A 16456-nucleotide genomic window follows, 5' to 3' on the forward strand; every position below is an offset into this window, starting at 1 on the left:
CTGAGCAGCCGCCGTCCTCCGATCAGTTCGCCCCAGGCGAGCGGGCCGTGCGGGTAGCCGAGGCCGACCGTGACCGCCGCGTCGATGTCCTCGGGGGCGGCGATGGAGTGCTCAGCGATGGATGCCGCCACCGAGACGATCGAGGACAGCAGCCGCTGGGCGACCGATCCCGCCGTGTCACGGACGACCGAGGCACTCGTGCCGGACCGGGCCAGGACTGCCCGTGCGTCGTGCACCACGTCCGGGTCCGTCGCCGGGGTGGCGGCCAACACCCGGCGCGGCGTGTCCAGCGACAGAGGGTCGATGCCGAGGGTGCGTCGGGTGGGCAGGCCGTCGGCGAAGACCGCGGCGGCCACGGTGGTACCCCAGGTGGGAACCAGGACGATCGCCTGGTCGGATGCCGAGAGGTTGGCACCGGCCTGGGTCAGAGCCCGGCGCAGGGCGTGGGCGTCCGGCCCGTCACCGGCTACCTGGACCGGTCGGTCGGCGTCACCGGTGATCGGTTCCTCGGCCGAAGGGGCGGCGTCGGGCGCGTAGGAGTAGAAGCCGCGCCCGGTCTTGCGGCCGTACAGCCCGGCGGCCACCCGGTTGGGTGTCAGGTAGGAGGCGCGGAGCCGGTCGGAGTAGCGGAAGCCGCGCCAGATGGAGTCGATGACCGCGGCCGACACGTCCAGGCCGGTGAGGTCCATGAGCTCGAACGGCCCCATGCGCAGGCCCAGTACGTCGCGGGCGATCTGGTCGATCCCGAGCGGATCGGCGACCGACTCCTCCAGCAGGGCGAAGGCCTCGGTGGCCAGTCCGCGGCCGGCGTGGTTGATCAGGAAGCCGGGGGTGTCGGCCACCGTCACCGCTCGGTGTCCGGTCTCCTGGACAAGCTTCACCAGAGCGGGTGGGATGTCCGGGCGGGTCAGCTCTCCAGGGATGACCTCCACGATCTTCATCAAGGGCACGGGGTTGAAGAAGTGCAGCCCGACCAGTCGCGAAGGGTCGGACAGCCGCGCGCCGATCTGGGTGACCGGCAGCGAGGAGGTGTTCGTCGCGAGGACGGTCCTGGCGGGCAGGATCCGCTCGAGCTGCTGGAACAGCTCCGCTTTGACGTCGAGGTCCTCGAGGACCGCCTCGATGACCAGCTCCACGTCCTGGCTCGCCGCCGCCGGATCGTCCAGCGGGATCAGCCGCTGTGCCGCGGCCTTGGCGTCCTCGGACGTGATGCGGTGCTTGCCGGCGGCCCGCGCGAGCATGTCGGTGACGAAGGCGATCGCGTCGCCGACGGCCTCCTTGTGGGCGTCGGCCAGTTCGACGGTGTGGCCGGCGGTGGCGGCCCACTGGGCGATGCCGCGTCCCATGACGCCAGCACCGATGATTCTGATGCGCACGTGGCTCTCATTTCGATCTGTCTGGGATTCAGGTCGGGTTGGCCCGGCTGAATACGTGGCCGATGAGCGGGTGAGCGTCATGTCTGGTACCCGTTGGTCTCATTCGGTTGAGCAGCCCGCCGGACGGTGTGCATACGGCACAGTCCCCGACGGTCAGGCTTCCAGCACGACCGCGATCCCTTGGCCCACGCCGATGCAGAGTGCCGTCAGGCCGATCCCACCGCCTCGCCTGCGCAGTTCATGGGCCAGGTGGAGGGTGATGCGGGCGCCTGACGCACCGAGAGGGTGACCGATGGCGATGGCTCCGCCGTGGATGTTCACGCGCTCAGGGTCGAGTTCGGGCCAGGACTTGAGGCAGGCGAGCGACTGGGCGGCGAAGGCCTCGTTGAGTTCGACGAGGTCGACGTCCTGCCACCCCAGGCCCGCGCGGGCCAGCGCTTTGTCGGCGGCTTCGACGGGAGCGATCCCGAAGACGTCCGGATCGTTGCCGACGACGGCACGGGAGACGATCCTGGCGAGCGGATCGCCCTCGATCCCCGCATGGGAGTTCGCGATGAGCAGACAGGCCGCGCCGTCGCTGAGCGGGGAGGAGTTGCCTGCGGTCACCGTGCCGTCCGGGCGGAAGGCGGGTCGCAGGGCGGCCAGCTTCTCCAGCGTGGTGTCCTCCCGGATTCCTTCGTCGCGCGTCAGGTTCGATCCGGCCGGTGCGACGAGTTCGTCCTCAAAGACGCCGTCGCGACATGCCTGAGCGGCAAGCCGGTGGCTGCGCAGCGCGAAGGCGTCCTGTTCCTCGCGGCTGATGCCGAACTTGTCCGCCAGGATCTCGGCGGTCTCTCCGTTGGAGACCGTCCACTGGGTGGGCAGCCTGGGGTTGGTCATACGCCACCCCAAGGTGCTGGAGTAGAGAGTCTGATCGGCTGCGGGGAACCCCCGTTCCGGCTTGGGCAGGACCCAGGGCGCGCGGCTCATCGACTCGACGCCGCCCGCGAGGAGCACATCGGCGTCCCCCGACTCGATCGCACGGCTCGCCTGGACGACCGCTTCGAGACCGGAGCCGCACAGGCGGTTGACGGTGGCTCCCGGGACGGACGTCGGCAGACCGGCCAGAAGCGCGCTCATCCGGGCCACGTTGCGGTTGTCCTCGCCTGCTCCGTTGGCGTCTCCCAGGAAGACGTCGTCGATGCGCCCGGGATCCAGGTCCGGGTGCCGGGCGAGGAGGGCGGTGATGACCTCGGCCGCGAGGTCGTCGGGCCGGATGTGGGCCAGTGCCCTTCCGTGCCGGCCGAAGGCGGTTCGCACGCCGTCGTAGACGTAGCTTTCGGTTGTCATGTCAGTTCTCCTCCCGGCGGATCAGGCGAAAGCGGCTATGCCGGTGATGTCGCGGCCGACGATGAGGGACTGGATGGAGTCCGTCCCCTCGTAGGTGTGGACCACTTCCATGTCGGTGAGGTGACGTGCCACGTCGTTCTCCAACAGGAGCCCGTTGCCTCCGAGCATGTCCCGGGCTTCCCGGCACAGGTCACGGGCCCTGTCGCAGACGTGCATCTTCAACAGCGACGCCTGTGCGTTGCGGTACCGTCCGCTGTCCTGCAGGGCCGCCGAGCGGAAACACAGGAGCTGCATGGACGTGAGCTCCCCGAGCATCTTGGCCAGCTTGTGCTGGATGAGCTGGAAGCTCGCGATCGGTTTCCCGAACTGGTGGCGGGTCAGCGCGTAACGCGCGGCGATCTCGTACGCGGCGGTGGCGTGCCCCAGTGCTTCCCAGGCCACCAGGGAACGCGTCGCGCTCAGGACGGTGGAGACATCCCGGAACGAGCGGGTATGGGCGATGAGGTTGTCGTGGGGGACGAAGACATCGTCAAGCCGGATGTCCGCCTGGGGGACGGCTCGCTTGCCGATCTTCCCGAGGATGGGGGACGCATGGAATCCGTCCGGATAGCGCCCGTCGGTCTTCTCCACGACGAAGCCCCGCACCTTGCCGTCGGCCTCGTCCCGCGCCCAGATGATCACGACATCGGCGATGTGCCCCAAGCCGATCCAGCGCTTCGCACCGGTCAGAAGGTATCCGTCGCCGCTGCGGCGCGCGCTGGTCTCCAGCCGCACCGAGTCCGAACCGTGCTGGGGCTCGGTGAGCCCGAAGGCCCCGAGCTTGTCGAGCCGGGCGAGCGACGGAAGCCACCGCTGCTTCTGCTCCTCGCTGCCGAAGCGGTCAAGGGTGCCCATGACCAGCCCGGAGTGCACGGCGTTGACGGTGTTGAAGCTCCCGTCACCACGGGAGAGTTCCATCGCGACCAGGCCCGTCTGGAACTGAGTGAGGCCGGGTGCTCCGTACCCCTGCACCGTCGTGCCGGCCACACCCACCTTCGCGAAGGCCGGCAGCAGCGCCTGCGGGAACTCCGCCCGCTCCCAGTAGCCGTTGATGACCGGCAGAAGTTCGCCCTGCACGAACGCCCGCACACGCCCGACGAGTTCGCGGTCCTCGTCCGACAAAAGCTCGTGAAGGCCGTAGTAGTCGATGTCCACGGGGCGCGTCGGGACTTCTTCGGCAGGGTGGGGTGCTGCGGTCATCGTGGGTCCTTCTTGTTGGGTTCGGGAAGCGGGGCGTCGAGCCAGGCGAGGATCTCCTCGCGGTGTTCGCCGAGTCCCGGGGGTGCGTATCGGTACGTGGGAGGCGTGGCCGAGAAGGTGATGGGATTTCGGATCCCGGGCAGGGCCCGGTCGCCCTCGCCGCTCACGGCCACGGGATCGAGTCCGAGCCGGGTCGCGGCGGCCAGCCCGCCGGCGACGTCCTGAACGGGGGCCGCCGGTACCGACGCGCCGGCCAAGATGCCGGACCACTCCTCGGCGGTCCGCTCCAACAGAGCGTGGGTGAGCAGCGGCCTGAGGTGGTCCCGGTTCACGCTGCGGGCGTGAGCGGTTGCGAAACGGGGGTCGTCGGGCAGCTCGGGCAGTTCGAGCGCCTGACAAAGACGGCGGAACTGCCCGTCGTTGCCGACGGCGATGATCAGTCGGCCGTTTCGCGTCTCGAACGGCGCATACGGGTAGAGGCTGGGGTGCTCGTTGCCCATCCGGTGCGGCACGGTCCCCGTCATGACGTACGCGCCAGTGTGGTTCACCATGCCGAACAGGGCGGACATCAGCAGGCTCAGCTCGACGTGCTGGCCTTCACCGGTGCGGACGCGGTGGTGCAGGGCCGCAAGGATGCCGATCGCGGTGTGCAGGCCGGTCATGACGTCGACGATCGGCACACCGGCCTTCAGAGGCGGTGCATCGGGCGTGCCCGTAAGGTCCATCAGGCCGGACAGCGCCTGGACGAGCAGGTCGTATCCAGGCAGTCCTGCGGCCTGTGGCTGGGTGCCGAAGCCACTGATCGAGGCATAGACGACGGCCGGGTTCTCCTTCGCGACGGATGGGTGGTCCAGCCCGAAACGGGCAGCGCCTCCCGGCTTGAAGTTCTGGATGACGACGTCCGCGCGATGCGCGATCCGCCGCGCCGTGCCGAGGTCCGCGGGGTCCTTCAGGTCCAGCACGATGGATCGCTTGTTGCGGTTCAGGGAGAGGTAGTAGGTCGAGTCCTCGCCCAGGATGGGCGGCTTGTAGTGCCGTGTCTCGTCGCCGGCGGGACTCTCGATCTTGACGACCATGGCTCCGAGATCGGCGAGCAGCATCGAGCAGTAGGGACCGGCCAGAACACGGCTGAAGTCGGCCACGACAACGCCGTCAAGGGGGCCGGTGGTGGTCGTTCGGCCCGCCTCTTCGGTATCCACGGTGGGCAACGGCATCGTTGCTCCCTTCTCATCCCTTCGCAGACCGCACTCACGTGCGACAGTCCCCAGGCTGCGCCTCGTTTTGATGTAAGTCCAATACCTAATCGAGAGGTACCATTTCCATATCTGCATCAATGCCGAGTGGGCGGAGGATGTCATGGAGATCCAGGACCTGCGGATATTCCTGGCCGTGGCGGAGGAGCTGCACTTCGGCCACGCCGCGGAGCGGTTGCACCTGGCCCAGCCTCCGGTCAGCCGAGGCGTGCGCCGCCTAGAGGAGGAGCTCGGGGCCCGCTTGTTCGAGCGGACCACGCGCAGTGTTCGCCTGACCGCGGAGGGAGAGGCCCTGTGCGGCCCGGCTCAGGACATGCTGGACGCCCATCGCCGCGCCCAACTGGTCGTCAAGGCTGCGGGGCAAGGTGAAGTGGGGCTGGTGCGCGTGGCGTTCGCCGGCGCGTCGACCCACTCGATGGTCGGCACACTGGCCCGGCAGGTACGTCAGGACCACCCGGGCATCCAGTTCGAGCTCCACAGCCAGAACTTCGCCATGCCCGCGCTCAGCAAGGTGCTGAGGGGGGAGATGGAGATCGGCTTCTCCCGTTGGGACGGCGCCATCCCCGGCCTCGCGGCACGAGTCCTGGCCCACGAGAACCTTGTCGTCGCAGTCTCCGCCTCGCACCGCCTTGCCCAGAGGAAGACTGTCCGCATCGAGGAGCTGGCGCACGAGCCGTTCGTCTCGCTGCCGCCCTACTCCGGCTCGGTGCTCATCGACCGGCTCCGCAGCCTTTCGCACAGCGCCGGCTTCTCGGCGGACGTCGTCCAGATCGCGCCCGACACCTGGACCCTGCTGGCACTCGTCGAGGCGGAGGTGGGCTGCGCCCTGACGCTGACGACGGTCGCCGACAACGTCAACACACCGGGCGTGCGCTACCTACGCGTCACGGATCATTACGAACCGATCGCACTGAGAATGGCTTGGCGGGAACAAGGCGACACGGGAGCCGTTGCAACGGTGCTGCGCCTGGCCGATCGGGTGCTGCCGACTCCAACGGCCGGCTGATTCCGCCCAGCCACCCCGTGGCGGACCCTGCAAGGGGGAGAAACTGCCGTCTTTTCGGACTTGAGGACTGTATACAGGCGTGAGGGAGGCGCCTTCATGACGCTCGCCGCACCGCGGCCCCCGTTCTCCTTCTGCTCGGTGTCCGGCATGTGATCCTGAACGCGATCATGGGCTCGGAGCCGGGCAGTGCCGCTCGGATGCGGGCGTTACGTGCCTGTGACCGGCCCCATGCTTCGGAAGGCAGCGGACCAGGTCGAGGAGAAGCTGTGGGGCTCTTCTGACCCCGAGTGAGACCAAAAAGGAGACCACGACATGGCGTAGGCCCCGACCTGCGCATGGTCGGGGCCTACGGTTGCCCTGCCGTGTCATGCGGTCGCCGCACCCCGCCGGGTGTGCATCGCGCGGGCACGGACGGCGAGGGCCAAGGTACGGGTGAGCATCATCGTGACGGCCATGAGCAGCAGCGCGTCGGTCAGGGCGGCACCCGAAATCTGGTGAGTCACCATCCACGTGCCGAGCTGAGTGGGGAACCAGTGCACTGAGCCGTAGGAGAAAGCCGCCCGCGCGCCGATGACCACGATCCACACGGCGGCGTAGCCCCAGCCGGCGCGGCTGACCGGCTTGCCGGTGCGCGGGCTCAAGTAGACCTCCATCGTGCGCGCCGCCAGCAACCCGCACAGCAAGCCCGCCAGCACACCCGCGATCTCCAGGGCGAGACCGTCCCCCACGGTGGTAAGGCCCTTGAGGTAGACCGGGACGATCGCCATCGCGGTCAGGATGGGCCGGACCACGCGGAACCGTCCGATGGCGCGATGCGGACCGAGGTCCGCCTCCAGGACGGCGAGCAGCACGACGCCGTTGATGATCATGGCCTGGTCAATGCCGGACATGGCAAAACACCCTTCCTCGTACGAGATTTCGTCGTGCCCCAGCATCGGAAATGGCCCGGGCTCGCCGCGTCGCCGCACGGGGCGAGCCCGGCATGATCGCCGCTCGGCGGTCGATGGGGCCCGTGGTACCAGCGGGCGCCATGGGAATCACCCTCCCGGTCACCCCAGGGGGTGACGTGCTGCCGAGCTCGGATTCCTAGCGTGGCCACCGCCAGCGACTCTGCGACGGTCCCCGTCGCGCCGCCCCTACGCCGACCCCAACGGAGGCCCCCATGCACAGCCTGATGGAGATCCTGCTCGCCATCGGGATCGTCGTCTTTGTGTTGATGCGGCAGTTGAAGGGAGAGGCCCTCCAGGGGAAGAAACTGATCGTCCTTCCAGCCGCACTCACGGTGGCTGGAGCGCTGAGCCTCACCAGCCACGGGCGGCAACCGACCAGCATCGACATAGCCTGCCTCGTGGTCAGCGGCCTGCTGGCAGCAGCGATCGGGGTGGGCCAGGGACTCAGCACCCGGCTGGAGGACCGCGGCGGGACGCTGTGGGCCCGTATGCCTGCCAAGGGACTGTGGTGGTGGGTCGCGCTGATCGGCTCACGGCTGGTCACGACCGGGATTGCCTACGCGCTGGACGCGCACGTGGCCGCATCCACCGCGCCCATCCTGATGCTGCTCGGCATCAACCGTCTGGGGCAGGCCCTCGTGATCGCGCCCCGCGCCCTGGCAAGCGGTGTGCCCTTCGCGCCGGAGCGCGACGGCTCCACGTTCCTCAGCCACGACACCGAACTCGGTCGCCGCTTCACCGCGGTGTCCGCGTCCTGGTCGGCTCACCTCGCGGACGCGGCGGCGCGATCGCACACGGACTCCTCGCGCCGCTTCTTCGAGCACTCAGGCCGGATCATGCGCGCCGCCGCCTCGAACGCTGACACCTCGACCGCATCCCGTCATGCCGCCGCTCCGGGCACCGCGACCGGCACCGATGCGGCGGCCCAGCCGGACACCTGGGCCCGGGAACAAGACCGTCAGTACTACGCGGAGCAGATCGCCCGACGCACCACGGAACGAGATCACCGCCGGTGAGCCGCCCCGATGCTTCTCCCGTGCCGTCGGCCCTCGCCAGCACGACCTGGGCCTCCCCAGCAGCGAGCACGACCCCGGTGCACACCCGACCCACCCACACCGCGAAGCAACCCGGCTCGCCGCTGAGCCGGTTGCCGGAGCCATATCGTAGTGCTGTGCTGCGCGCCATATCGTGGCTGGTCCGAGTCATTGCGTTCGTCCTCATCGGCCTGTACAGCCTCGTCTTCGTCCCTGCCGGCTCGGCTTCGTCCGTGTTGGTGGCCACCGCCTACGCGCTGTCCGGCGCCGCTTTGGCCGCTTGGGCCTGCTGGGACCTGAAGCCCGGTGCTCTCGGCCGGTGGGCCGCCCCGGATTCCCGCCCTCGCCGTCACAAGCCCCACTCTGCCGGTGCACAAGATGCGGCCGCAGGTGCGCCTGCGAGTGAGCCCGCGGATTCCCGCAGGGCGGCGCTGTTGCCGATTCTGCTCAGCGTCATCACCGCGGCTTCGGGTCTGACCAGTGCCGGACCCCACAGCTCGACCCTGATCGGGCTGGCCATCATGGCGGTGGTCGCGGCCGGGAGTGAGACCAGTGTGCGCACGGGATGGGTGGTCGCAGCCGTCGGTGTGCTGGCCGTCCAAATCGGCGCGCTGACCTACGGGGCCGACCGCGGTGTCTTCCTCGGCTATCCGCTGGTGCTGGTCGTGGCTCTGCTCGCGGGGCACAACCGCCGCGCCTACCGGGTCCGCGCCGAGCAGGCCGCCTTGATGCTGGAACAGGCGGAGCAACTGAGGGCACAGCAGCGGCTGACCGCTGTCCTGGACGAGCGCACCCGCCTCGCCCGGGAGATCCACGACGTGCTGGCCCACTCCCTGGGGGCCCTCGGTATCCAGATCCAGGCGGCCAGGGCACTGGTCGCACAGGGTGGCCAGGAGGCCCGTGTCGACGACATGCTGGCCCGGGCCCAGCGCATGGCTGCGGACGGTCTGACCGAGACGCGACGCGCGGTCCACGCCTTGCGGGCGGACAGCGCACCGCTGGCCCAGGCCCTGGAAGCCATCGCCGAGAACCACCGGCAGCAGCACCGGGCGCCGGTGCGGGTCGCGATCACTAGTCCGGAGCCGGAACTGCCACCGGAGCAGAACGTGCAACTGGTGCGTACCGCGCAGGAGGCATTGACCAATGCGGCCAAGCACGCGCCGCATCAGCCGGTTGACATCACCCTGGGCTACGAGGACCATCAGGTGACCATGACCGTGAGCAACCCCCTTCGCTCCTGCGCCGACGAGTCGGCGGAGGCTCAGTTCACCACCCTCGACGGCGGGTACGGTCTCACCGGTATCCGGGAACGCCTGCTCCTGGTGGGCGGACAACTGGAGACCGATGTCCGTGACGGCCACTGGACGCTCACTGCGCGAGTGCCCCGATGACGGGCCCGGGCCCCGCCGAGCCGACAGCCGCCGGAACCTCGGCGTCACGCCCCGTGTTTACACCACCAGGGCCGGGCGCTGCCGAGAACGGGTACCCCGCTACCGGCCCGGTCGCCCCGCCGCTCAGGATCATCGTCGCGGACGACCAGGCCAGTGTGCGTGAGGGCCTGGCCATCATGCTCGACCTGCTCCCCGACATCACCGTCGTCGGCACGGCTGCCGACGGCAGCCAGGCGCTGGAAGCGGTGGCCGAGCACCACCCCGACGCGATCCTGCTGGACCTACACATGCCAGTCATGGACGGTATCGCGGTCACTCGCCGACTCACGGCCGAGCACCCCGACGTCGCCGTGGTCGTGCTGACCACCTACGCCGATGACGCCTCGGTGCTGGACACCCTCCGTGCCGGAGCACGCGCCTATCTGACCAAGGACGCGGACCGTCTGCATATCGCCCGCACCCTGCACAGCGCGGTCACCGGTTATGCCGTCCTCGATCCGCAAGTCCAGGCGGCCCTGCTGGCCGCGGCGGCAACGCGGCCGACGGAACCAGTCGCCTCCGAGCCTCGGCCGGTCGTGCTCCCGGACAACCTGACCGCGCGGGAGGCGGAGGTGCTGGCCCTGGTGGCCCAAGGCCTGAGCAACACGGAGATCTCCGCGACGCTGTTCCTCAGCGGCAACACGGTGAAGACACACGTCAACAGGATCTTCAGCAAGACCGGCTGCCGTGACCGCGTCGCCGCGGCGAACTATGCCCGGCGACACGGACTCGACAGCGCCGGCCCGAAGTCGCCGCCGAGCACCTGACGCCGGTCCACGGAACGCATGGGTGCCTACGGCCCGGTACCCAGCACGCCCGGACCGCGCCCCGCTCACGAAGGAGACGCGGCCAAGGAGACCGAGGAGTGCAAGGAAGACCACGGCGTGAGGCGGGTCCTCGTGACCGAGCACGCCATCGCGGTGCCGTTGGTCGGGCACATCACTGTGCTGCACCTCAGTTGCACCGGCTGGGGCGGGTGTTGCTGTCCGTGTTCGCTCAACGCGGCCCACGGTGCAGTGCCTGGTGCGGATTCTGCTCATCAGCCATCGCCTGGCCTTCAGGCGGCGCTGTTTTCATCCCGCTCCTTGTCTTCTTCCCCTGACGCAGCTTGCGGCGACCGTCCGTCTCCTCGTCATGTAGCGACGGGTGCCTCTGAGCGATCTTGTCGCGGAGGGCCATCTCCGCCGCTATGTCCCTAGCGATGCCCTGGTACGTCTGTGCGGCCTCCCGCTCGCGGACCAGTTGCCCGTGTACGAGGGCCAGTTCTTCCCGGGTCTGCTTGTCCATGTCGTGCGCCAGTCGGGACGCCCTGATGCGCATCTCGGCGAGCCTCATTGCGATGTTCTCGATCTCCTCAGGGGCATCCTGCAGGGCGCCGAGCGCGGCGGCGAAGCCACTGGAGCGTACGACGTCCCACGCGGCGGCCCCGACGTTGCCAAGTCCGGCGCGGGGCGTGACCATCAGCGCTTCGGCCCGGTCCAGCAGCCGGTTCGTCTCGGCAGCGTATGCCTGTCCGCGGGGCTGGCCACTGCCTCTCTCCTGGGCGGTGAGTTCGGCGAGCCTCTGCGCTTCCGTGTCCGCCGCGGTAGCGGCGCGGCCAGCCTCACGTACGGCGTCTTCGAGCCGCTGGGCCAGGTCCTCGACGTCGCCGTACGGGCGCCTCTTCCAGGATGGGATGGCCAACCGCTCGCGCTCCTCACGCATCCGTCCCAACTGGTGCTTCTGCTCGTCGTTGAGCTGGAACCGCTTACGCTCCAGGGCCTCTAGGTGACTGGTGTTAAGCGATGGAGCTCGCACTGGGTGTGCAACCTGTGCCAGGCTGCCGGGTGTTGGTCGCCGGGCGTGGGGAGAGGTTGAGCGATGGCGGTGGGCCGGACTCCGATGCAGCCGGGGTTGCTCTCCTCCACGGCGGGTTTCTGCGGGGGTCGGCTGGCGCCGAACTCGATCTACGCGGTGCTGCACCGCGAGTGCCGGGCGTTGTTCCCCGATGAGATGTTCGCGGATCTGTTCGCGGAGGACGGCCGTAGGTCGGTGCCGCCGATGATCGTGGCGGTCGTGATGGTCCTGCAGCGTCTGGAGGGCCTGTCCGACCGGGAGGCGGTCGAGCGGTTCGCCTTCGATGTGCGCTGGAAGTACGCCGCCGGCGGGCTGGACTTCGACCATCCGGGGTTCGTGCACACCGTGCTGGTGGACATGCGGGCGAGGCTGGCCGCTTCGGCCCGCCCGGACCGGATCTTCGAGCGGACGGTGGAGGTCGCCGCTCGGGCGGGACTGGTCGGCCGTCGGCGAGTGCTGGACTCGGCTCCGATCTATGACGCGGTGGCCACGCAGGACACCGTCACGCTGATCCGTTCGGCCATTCGCGGCCTGCTGAGGGCGGCCGATCACGTGCTGCGGGCCGAGCTGCGGGCGCAGTTGACCAGCGGGGACGCCTACACCGAGACGGCCAAGCCGGTCATCGACTGGACTGACGCCGGTGAGCGGGAGGCGCTGATCGATTCGCGGGCCCGGGACGGGTACGCACTGCTGGCGGTGCTGGAGGGCCGGGCTGTGCAGGGGGACGTGGCCCAGGCCGCGCGTTTGCTGGCCATCGTGCTCGGCCAGGATCTGGAGCAGGACGAGGACGTCTTCAAGATCGCCCGCAAGGTGGCCGCGGACCGGGTGATCTCCACCGTTGATCCCGAGGCCCGGCACGGGCACAAGACCGTCCGCCGGTCCTTCGACGGCTACAAGGGCCACGTGGCCGAGGACCCCGACAGTGAGGTCATCACCGCGACCGAGGTCACGGCGGGCAACGCCGGCGACGCCGAACCCGCCACCGGGCTGCTGGCCGACGTCCTTCACGCGCCCGTCCCGGACGAGCAGGCAGACCAGGCGCGGGCCGAGATCTACGGCGACGCCGCCTACGGGACCGGGCCGCTGCTGGCAGAGCTGGCCGAGGCCGGCGTCGAGGTGATGGTCAAGGTGCAGGCGGCCAACGCGCCCGGCGGACGGTTCTCCAAGGACGTTTTCACCATCGACCTGGAAACCGGGCAGGTCACCTGCCCGAACCTGGTGACCGCCCCGATCCGCCCGAAGCCCGATGGCGGCGGGGCGGCCTGCTTCGGGAGGGCCTGCGCCGCCTGCCCGCTTGCGGCCCAGTGCACCACCGCCAGGAACGGACGCGTCATCACCATCGGCCCGCACGAGGAACACCTGGCCCGGGGCCAGGAACGCGGCACCGACCCCGTCTGGCAGGCCGCCTACCGGGCCACCCGGCCCAAGGTCGAACGCAAGATCGCCCACCTGATGCGGCGGCGACACGGCGGACGCCGTGCCCGGGTGCGCGGTCGTGTCAAGGTCGCCGCTGACTTCTCCCTGCTGGCCGCTGCCGCCAACATCGCGCGGCTCGGCGTGCTCGTAATCATGTCCACAGCCGGTGGAAACTGGGCGATTGCCACCGGCTGACCGTCCGAAGAGCCCCAGGACCACACGAGCCACCCGCACGCGGCCGCACCAAGGCCCTCAACAGTCCCCGAGACAGCTACAAGCTGCCCACAGACCGCCCGAGCACCAGCCGGCAACACGATCCTGACGCCCTCAACGGCGAGACCGCACACCCAAGAAGACCCACTTAACACCAGCCTCCTAGCGGGAGTGGCAGGCAGCCACGAGGATGCGTTCCGGGAGGTGGCCCAACGCGGCGATCGAATTCCTAATGCGGTGCCCATTACGGGCCTTCCCCCGACGCATGAGCGCCCTCCCGAAGCCCTTGCGGGGCCGCGGAAGGGCGCTCAAGTTTGAGCCAGGGCGACAACTGCCGACGGCTCAGCTACGCGAGGCTATCGATCAGAAGGAGACGAAAACGCCAGCCTGGTGGTACTGGCTGGCGGCTCCCATGACCTCGCTTTTGACTGCGTCGACCTGAGCCAGGACATCCGAGTCGCTGACGGCTGTGGGTCCGGCGATGACGCTGGCGTGCGGGCTGAGGCCGCCGGAGATGTTGTCGAGCTCAGCGTCGGACATCTCAACGGTCTGAACCTGGGGAGCGGAGTTCATAGTGAGACTTCCCTTCGTATGAATGTTTGACAAGGGGAGCGGCCCCTGTGGGGACAAATCACGAGCCGCAACTGCGGGCGCGCTACGTCCAGTTCCGGAACCTTCGCGCGACCTCGGCAGCGCAAAGGATGAAATCACGGAGCACGCCGAGCCTCCAATCAAACGGCGCTCCTGTCAGGGCAGTTAGAGGCACGGTCTACACATTCGCACACACACAGTCACGTATTGCGGGCAGCTTCTCCACAAGTTGCGTGGGCCCCACGCTGGTTGGTACCGCCGCAGTAATTCCCAACTTGACGCTCCGAACCAACCGAGCGCCATCTGGCGTGTTCTTGTGCAGATCCCGCGACCGCTGTGTTGCGGTTGGGGCAATCGATGTGCAAATTCGCGACGCGAGGGCGGTGGGGCCGGCTGCATGTCCTGTCCTATCGGCGTCAGCCAAGGCCAGGGGCCCCAGGGCGCCATGGGCCAACGACCGTCCAGACCGTGAAGTGATCAAGTGCGGCGCAGAAGCGACCAGGTAGAACTCCGGCACCCACGACGGTCGCACCAGGGCCTTGCGTACTCCGTGGCCGATTCGTGGCGCTGCCAAGTATTTCCATACACAAAAGTGTTGACTTCGCAACCATCGGCCGTCACCTGTGACACTCCAGTCCCACGCCGCGCTGAACGTAGTGACCCCGGGCGGGGTCAGGGCGCCTGCACTCCGGGGGGGCCGCGGGCGCCAGCGTGCACGGGCAGACTCGTTTCCCCCCCGTGACGGGTCTGCCCCTGCTCGAAAGGCCGGCCTGGGCGCCCAACACGTGGCAGGGCGTCCAGGCCTCTTCGGTGAGTCGGGGGGTGGACGGCCGCGAACAATTCCTGCTCGCCCATGGCCGCACAGTGAAGCACGCGCCACGAACAATGAGCCCGGACCCCCGCCGAGCAGTGCTGTACAGCAGCGGAGTCCAGCAAGCACTGCGCCTGCGGCCGACTTCCATAGGCCTTGACTGACACCCGACGAGGTACGCGAGCGCATGTACGAGGTCTTCGCGATCAAGGTCCTGGATGCCTTGGACTGCAAAGGCCCTCACGTACGGAGCCACGACGGCAGGCACCTCATCCCGCAACTGCTGCCAACGCGGCAAAGATCGCGCTAAGAACCTGAGCGGTCTACTGCCGTCGTATGACTGGCCTGACAGGCTCTCCGCGCTGCGGGAACGGGCCGCAGTGAAGTGATGTGGTGGGGGGACGGGGCGTTGGTGGATGTCATCGACTGGATCTGTATAGCGATCGCATGGCTCATGACCATCGGGGCAGGAGCTGTAGCGATCTTGGGTGTCCGGCTGCGCTTGCCATGGCCCAGGCCCATCGCATCTCCGCGCATGTGGGGTATCGGGGCGATCGTAGTGGGTCTGGCAGCCACGATCGGGATCACCATGCATGGGCGTTCTTATGCTGACGTGGCCACGACTACGTGCATGGTCGTCACTGGCCTTTGCCTCATGACCTGGGCTGAACGCCCGGAAATCAATGGGTAGTTCGCACAACCGACACGTACGGCATATCCGTGCCCACGAGGGGTATCGATGCTCAAGTTCATGGACTGGTCCGTCGTCGTGGTGGGCTGCTTGCTGGTTCTTCTCAGTTTCGGCTTCCGCTGGTGGGAGCGGGCGAAGATTCGCAAAGGAGCGAGCCCCCGCCAGGGCATGCGCTTCTACTCGATCCCCCTGCTCATAGGTCTTGGCATGATCGTCGGCAAGACCCCGCACCTGGTGGGCGCACCGTTCGCCGTTGTCATGACTGCTGACTCGTTGAGTGTTGTGCTGACGGTCACGGCAGCGCTGGTCTTGGTCGTACAGGCGACGCGTCGGGCCGGCTCTGGGCCATCCGCTGAGTGACGACAATGCTTGTCAAGACTGCGTGTGGCGGCTGACACCAGCGGCCGACACCAACAAGCGCGAACAACGGCGGGTCGACGCCGAACCTCAGCGCACGATCAGCCGAGGTGCAAAGCCGGTTGGCCGACGTCGGAGGTCCGGCGTGATCCTGATAAGGATGAGGCCAGACCGCAAGGCCTGCGTCCAGCACGAGGCGCCGTCGACAACTATTTCGACAGCGCTCCGCTGGCTTGCCTCGGATAGAGGGTGTTTCACGGGCTATGGGATAGCGGGACTGCAGCGTTCGATCAGGGCGACGTCACGCCACTCGCTGCGTTCGCGAGTGCCGATGGCGAGTTGGGCGTTGTCGGATGCGTGGGGGCATCACCGTGGATTGTGCCCGATGAACTCTGGGAGCGGATCGAGCCGCTGTTGCCGAGGAGGGAGCGCAGGTTCTGGTACCCGGGCCGTAAGCCGTTGCCGGACTGGCAGGTGCTGTGCGGAATGAGCCCTACCCGCTGCTGTCCCGCGTACTGCTGCTCACCATGGCGTGGCCGCGGGCCTGCGCAACACCGGCTCACGCCTTCCCATGCACGGCGGTGCCCCCGTACGCGTCGCCCGGACGAGCACGGGGGCACCGTCATGCCCTGCAGATGTCAGCCGCGGAAGACCCTGCGACGCCGCAGCACCAGGTAGCCGCCCGCGGCCACCAGCGCCGCCGCGGCGCCCGTCAGCAGGCCCACCGGGGCGCTGCTGCCGGTCTCGGCCAGATCGCCGCTACCGCCCTGCGCGGACGGGGATGCGGCGGCCGACGGGGCGGCCCCGCCCTCGCCGGACGACGCACTCGGCGAGGCCGTCGCACCTGCCGAGCCCGAAGGCGAGGGCGACACGGAGGCGGACGGCGTCGTACCACCACCACCGCCTTGTGAGTCCTTGCAGTCG

At 68.6% G+C, this 16456-nt stretch carries 14 protein-coding genes and 1 pseudogene; 7 read left to right on the top strand and 8 right to left on the bottom strand.

Going from position 1 to position 16456, the window contains the following annotated elements; genetic code table 11:
* The 4 genes from VXC91_RS33405 to VXC91_RS33420 all read right to left on the bottom strand — a co-directional run.
* On the bottom strand, window positions 1-1376 hold a 1376-nt coding region (locus VXC91_RS33405; RefSeq protein WP_329511104.1), incomplete at its 3' end, for a 3-hydroxyacyl-CoA dehydrogenase NAD-binding domain-containing protein.
* Between the two features lie 153 nt (window positions 1377-1529).
* Window positions 1530-2705 carry a thiolase family protein gene (locus tag VXC91_RS33410; RefSeq protein ID WP_329511105.1) on the bottom strand — a complete coding sequence of 392 codons (1176 nt, stop codon included), beginning with the start codon at window positions 2703-2705 and terminating at the stop codon, window positions 1530-1532.
* 21 nt (window positions 2706-2726) lie between these two features.
* Complete coding sequence (locus tag VXC91_RS33415; RefSeq protein ID WP_329511106.1) at window positions 2727-3944, bottom strand: acyl-CoA dehydrogenase family protein; 1218 nt, start codon at window positions 3942-3944, stop codon at window positions 2727-2729.
* The gene (locus VXC91_RS33420; RefSeq protein WP_329511107.1) at window positions 3941-5158 is read right to left on the bottom strand and encodes a CaiB/BaiF CoA transferase family protein; all 1218 of its coding nucleotides are present in this window, start codon (window positions 5156-5158) and stop codon (window positions 3941-3943) included. Before VXC91_RS33420 ends, VXC91_RS33415 begins: the two co-directional genes overlap by 4 nt.
* 142 nt (window positions 5159-5300) lie before the next feature.
* On the opposite strand from VXC91_RS33420, the gene VXC91_RS33425 reads away from it, so the two are divergent.
* On the top strand, window positions 5301-6203 hold the full coding sequence (locus VXC91_RS33425) for a LysR family transcriptional regulator (protein ID WP_329511108.1): 903 nt from the start codon (window positions 5301-5303) through the stop codon (window positions 6201-6203).
* A gap of 365 nt (window positions 6204-6568) precedes the next feature.
* On the opposite strand, the gene VXC91_RS33430 is transcribed toward VXC91_RS33425, so the two are convergent.
* The gene (locus VXC91_RS33430) at window positions 6569-7093 is read right to left on the bottom strand and encodes a hypothetical protein (protein WP_329511109.1); all 525 of its coding nucleotides are present in this window, start codon (window positions 7091-7093) and stop codon (window positions 6569-6571) included.
* 272 nt (window positions 7094-7365) lie between these two features.
* On the opposite strand from VXC91_RS33430, the gene VXC91_RS33435 reads away from it, so the two are divergent.
* The 3 genes from VXC91_RS33435 to VXC91_RS33445 all read left to right on the top strand — a co-directional run bounded on the left by VXC91_RS33435 (window position 7366) and on the right by VXC91_RS33445 (window position 10384).
* On the top strand, window positions 7366-8169 hold the full coding sequence (locus VXC91_RS33435) for a hypothetical protein (protein WP_329511110.1): 804 nt from the start codon (window positions 7366-7368) through the stop codon (window positions 8167-8169).
* A gap of 155 nt (window positions 8170-8324) precedes the next feature.
* On the top strand, window positions 8325-9578 hold the full coding sequence (locus VXC91_RS33440; RefSeq protein ID WP_329511111.1) for a sensor histidine kinase: 1254 nt from the start codon (window positions 8325-8327) through the stop codon (window positions 9576-9578).
* Window positions 9579-9631: 53 nt separating this feature from the next.
* Window positions 9632-10384: a response regulator transcription factor gene (locus VXC91_RS33445; RefSeq protein ID WP_329511112.1), complete on the top strand. Its 753-nt coding sequence runs from the start codon at window positions 9632-9634 to the stop codon at window positions 10382-10384.
* A gap of 229 nt (window positions 10385-10613) precedes the next feature.
* On the opposite strand, the gene VXC91_RS33450 is transcribed toward VXC91_RS33445, so the two are convergent.
* Window positions 10614-11414, bottom strand: coding sequence for a hypothetical protein (locus VXC91_RS33450; RefSeq protein ID WP_329511113.1), 801 nt, complete (start codon window positions 11412-11414; stop codon window positions 10614-10616).
* Window positions 11415-11477: 63 nt separating this feature from the next.
* Here VXC91_RS33450 and VXC91_RS33455 point away from each other — a divergent pair, with 63 nt between their 5' ends.
* A complete protein-coding gene (locus VXC91_RS33455) occupies window positions 11478-13064 on the top strand; it encodes an IS1182 family transposase (RefSeq protein WP_329511114.1) in 1587 nt (528 codons plus the stop codon).
* Between the two features lie 381 nt (window positions 13065-13445).
* On the opposite strand, the gene VXC91_RS33460 is transcribed toward VXC91_RS33455, so the two are convergent.
* Entirely contained in the window at window positions 13446-13655 is a 210-nt protein-coding gene (locus VXC91_RS33460; RefSeq protein WP_329511115.1) for a class IIb bacteriocin, lactobin A/cerein 7B family, read from the bottom strand.
* A 1568-nt stretch (window positions 13656-15223) separates the two neighbouring features.
* Between VXC91_RS33460 and VXC91_RS33465 the strand changes: the two genes are divergently transcribed.
* Both VXC91_RS33465 and VXC91_RS33470 read left to right on the top strand, forming a co-directional pair.
* Complete coding sequence (locus VXC91_RS33465; RefSeq protein WP_329511116.1) at window positions 15224-15535, top strand: hypothetical protein; 312 nt, start codon at window positions 15224-15226, stop codon at window positions 15533-15535.
* A gap of 354 nt (window positions 15536-15889) precedes the next feature.
* Window positions 15890-16021 (top strand): annotated as a pseudogene (locus VXC91_RS33470) (IS5/IS1182 family transposase); the annotation flags it as partial.
* Between the two features lie 149 nt (window positions 16022-16170).
* Here VXC91_RS33470 and VXC91_RS33475 read toward each other — a convergent pair.
* Window positions 16171-16456 (bottom strand): LPXTG cell wall anchor domain-containing protein (locus tag VXC91_RS33475; protein ID WP_329511117.1); only part of this gene is annotated, 286 nt, incomplete at its 5' end.

It is taken from the genome of Streptomyces chiangmaiensis, from assembly GCF_036281785.1.
Lineage (GTDB): Bacteria > Actinomycetota > Actinomycetes > Streptomycetales > Streptomycetaceae > Streptomyces > Streptomyces chiangmaiensis.

Bases quoted from the DNA above. Each gene is read 5' to 3' on its own strand.
- VXC91_RS33465 (WP_329511116.1), top strand. From the start codon at position 15,224: ATGCTCAAGTTCATGGACTGGTCCGTCGTCGTGGTGGGCTGCTTGCTG.
- VXC91_RS33410 (WP_329511105.1), bottom strand. From the start codon at position 2,705: ATGACAACCGAAAGCTACGTCTACGACGGCGTGCGAACCGCCTTCGGC.
- VXC91_RS33435 (WP_329511110.1), top strand. From the start codon at position 7,366: ATGCACAGCCTGATGGAGATCCTGCTCGCCATCGGGATCGTCGTCTTT.
- VXC91_RS33460 (WP_329511115.1), bottom strand. From the start codon at position 13,655: ATGAACTCCGCTCCCCAGGTTCAGACCGTTGAGATGTCCGACGCTGAG.
- VXC91_RS33420 (WP_329511107.1), bottom strand. From the start codon at position 5,158: ATGCCGTTGCCCACCGTGGATACCGAAGAGGCGGGCCGAACGACCACC.
- VXC91_RS33415 (WP_329511106.1), bottom strand. From the start codon at position 3,944: ATGACCGCAGCACCCCACCCTGCCGAAGAAGTCCCGACGCGCCCCGTG.
- VXC91_RS33425 (WP_329511108.1), top strand. From the start codon at position 5,301: ATGGAGATCCAGGACCTGCGGATATTCCTGGCCGTGGCGGAGGAGCTG.
- VXC91_RS33430 (WP_329511109.1), bottom strand. From the start codon at position 7,093: ATGTCCGGCATTGACCAGGCCATGATCATCAACGGCGTCGTGCTGCTC.
- VXC91_RS33455 (WP_329511114.1), top strand. From the start codon at position 11,478: ATGGCGGTGGGCCGGACTCCGATGCAGCCGGGGTTGCTCTCCTCCACG.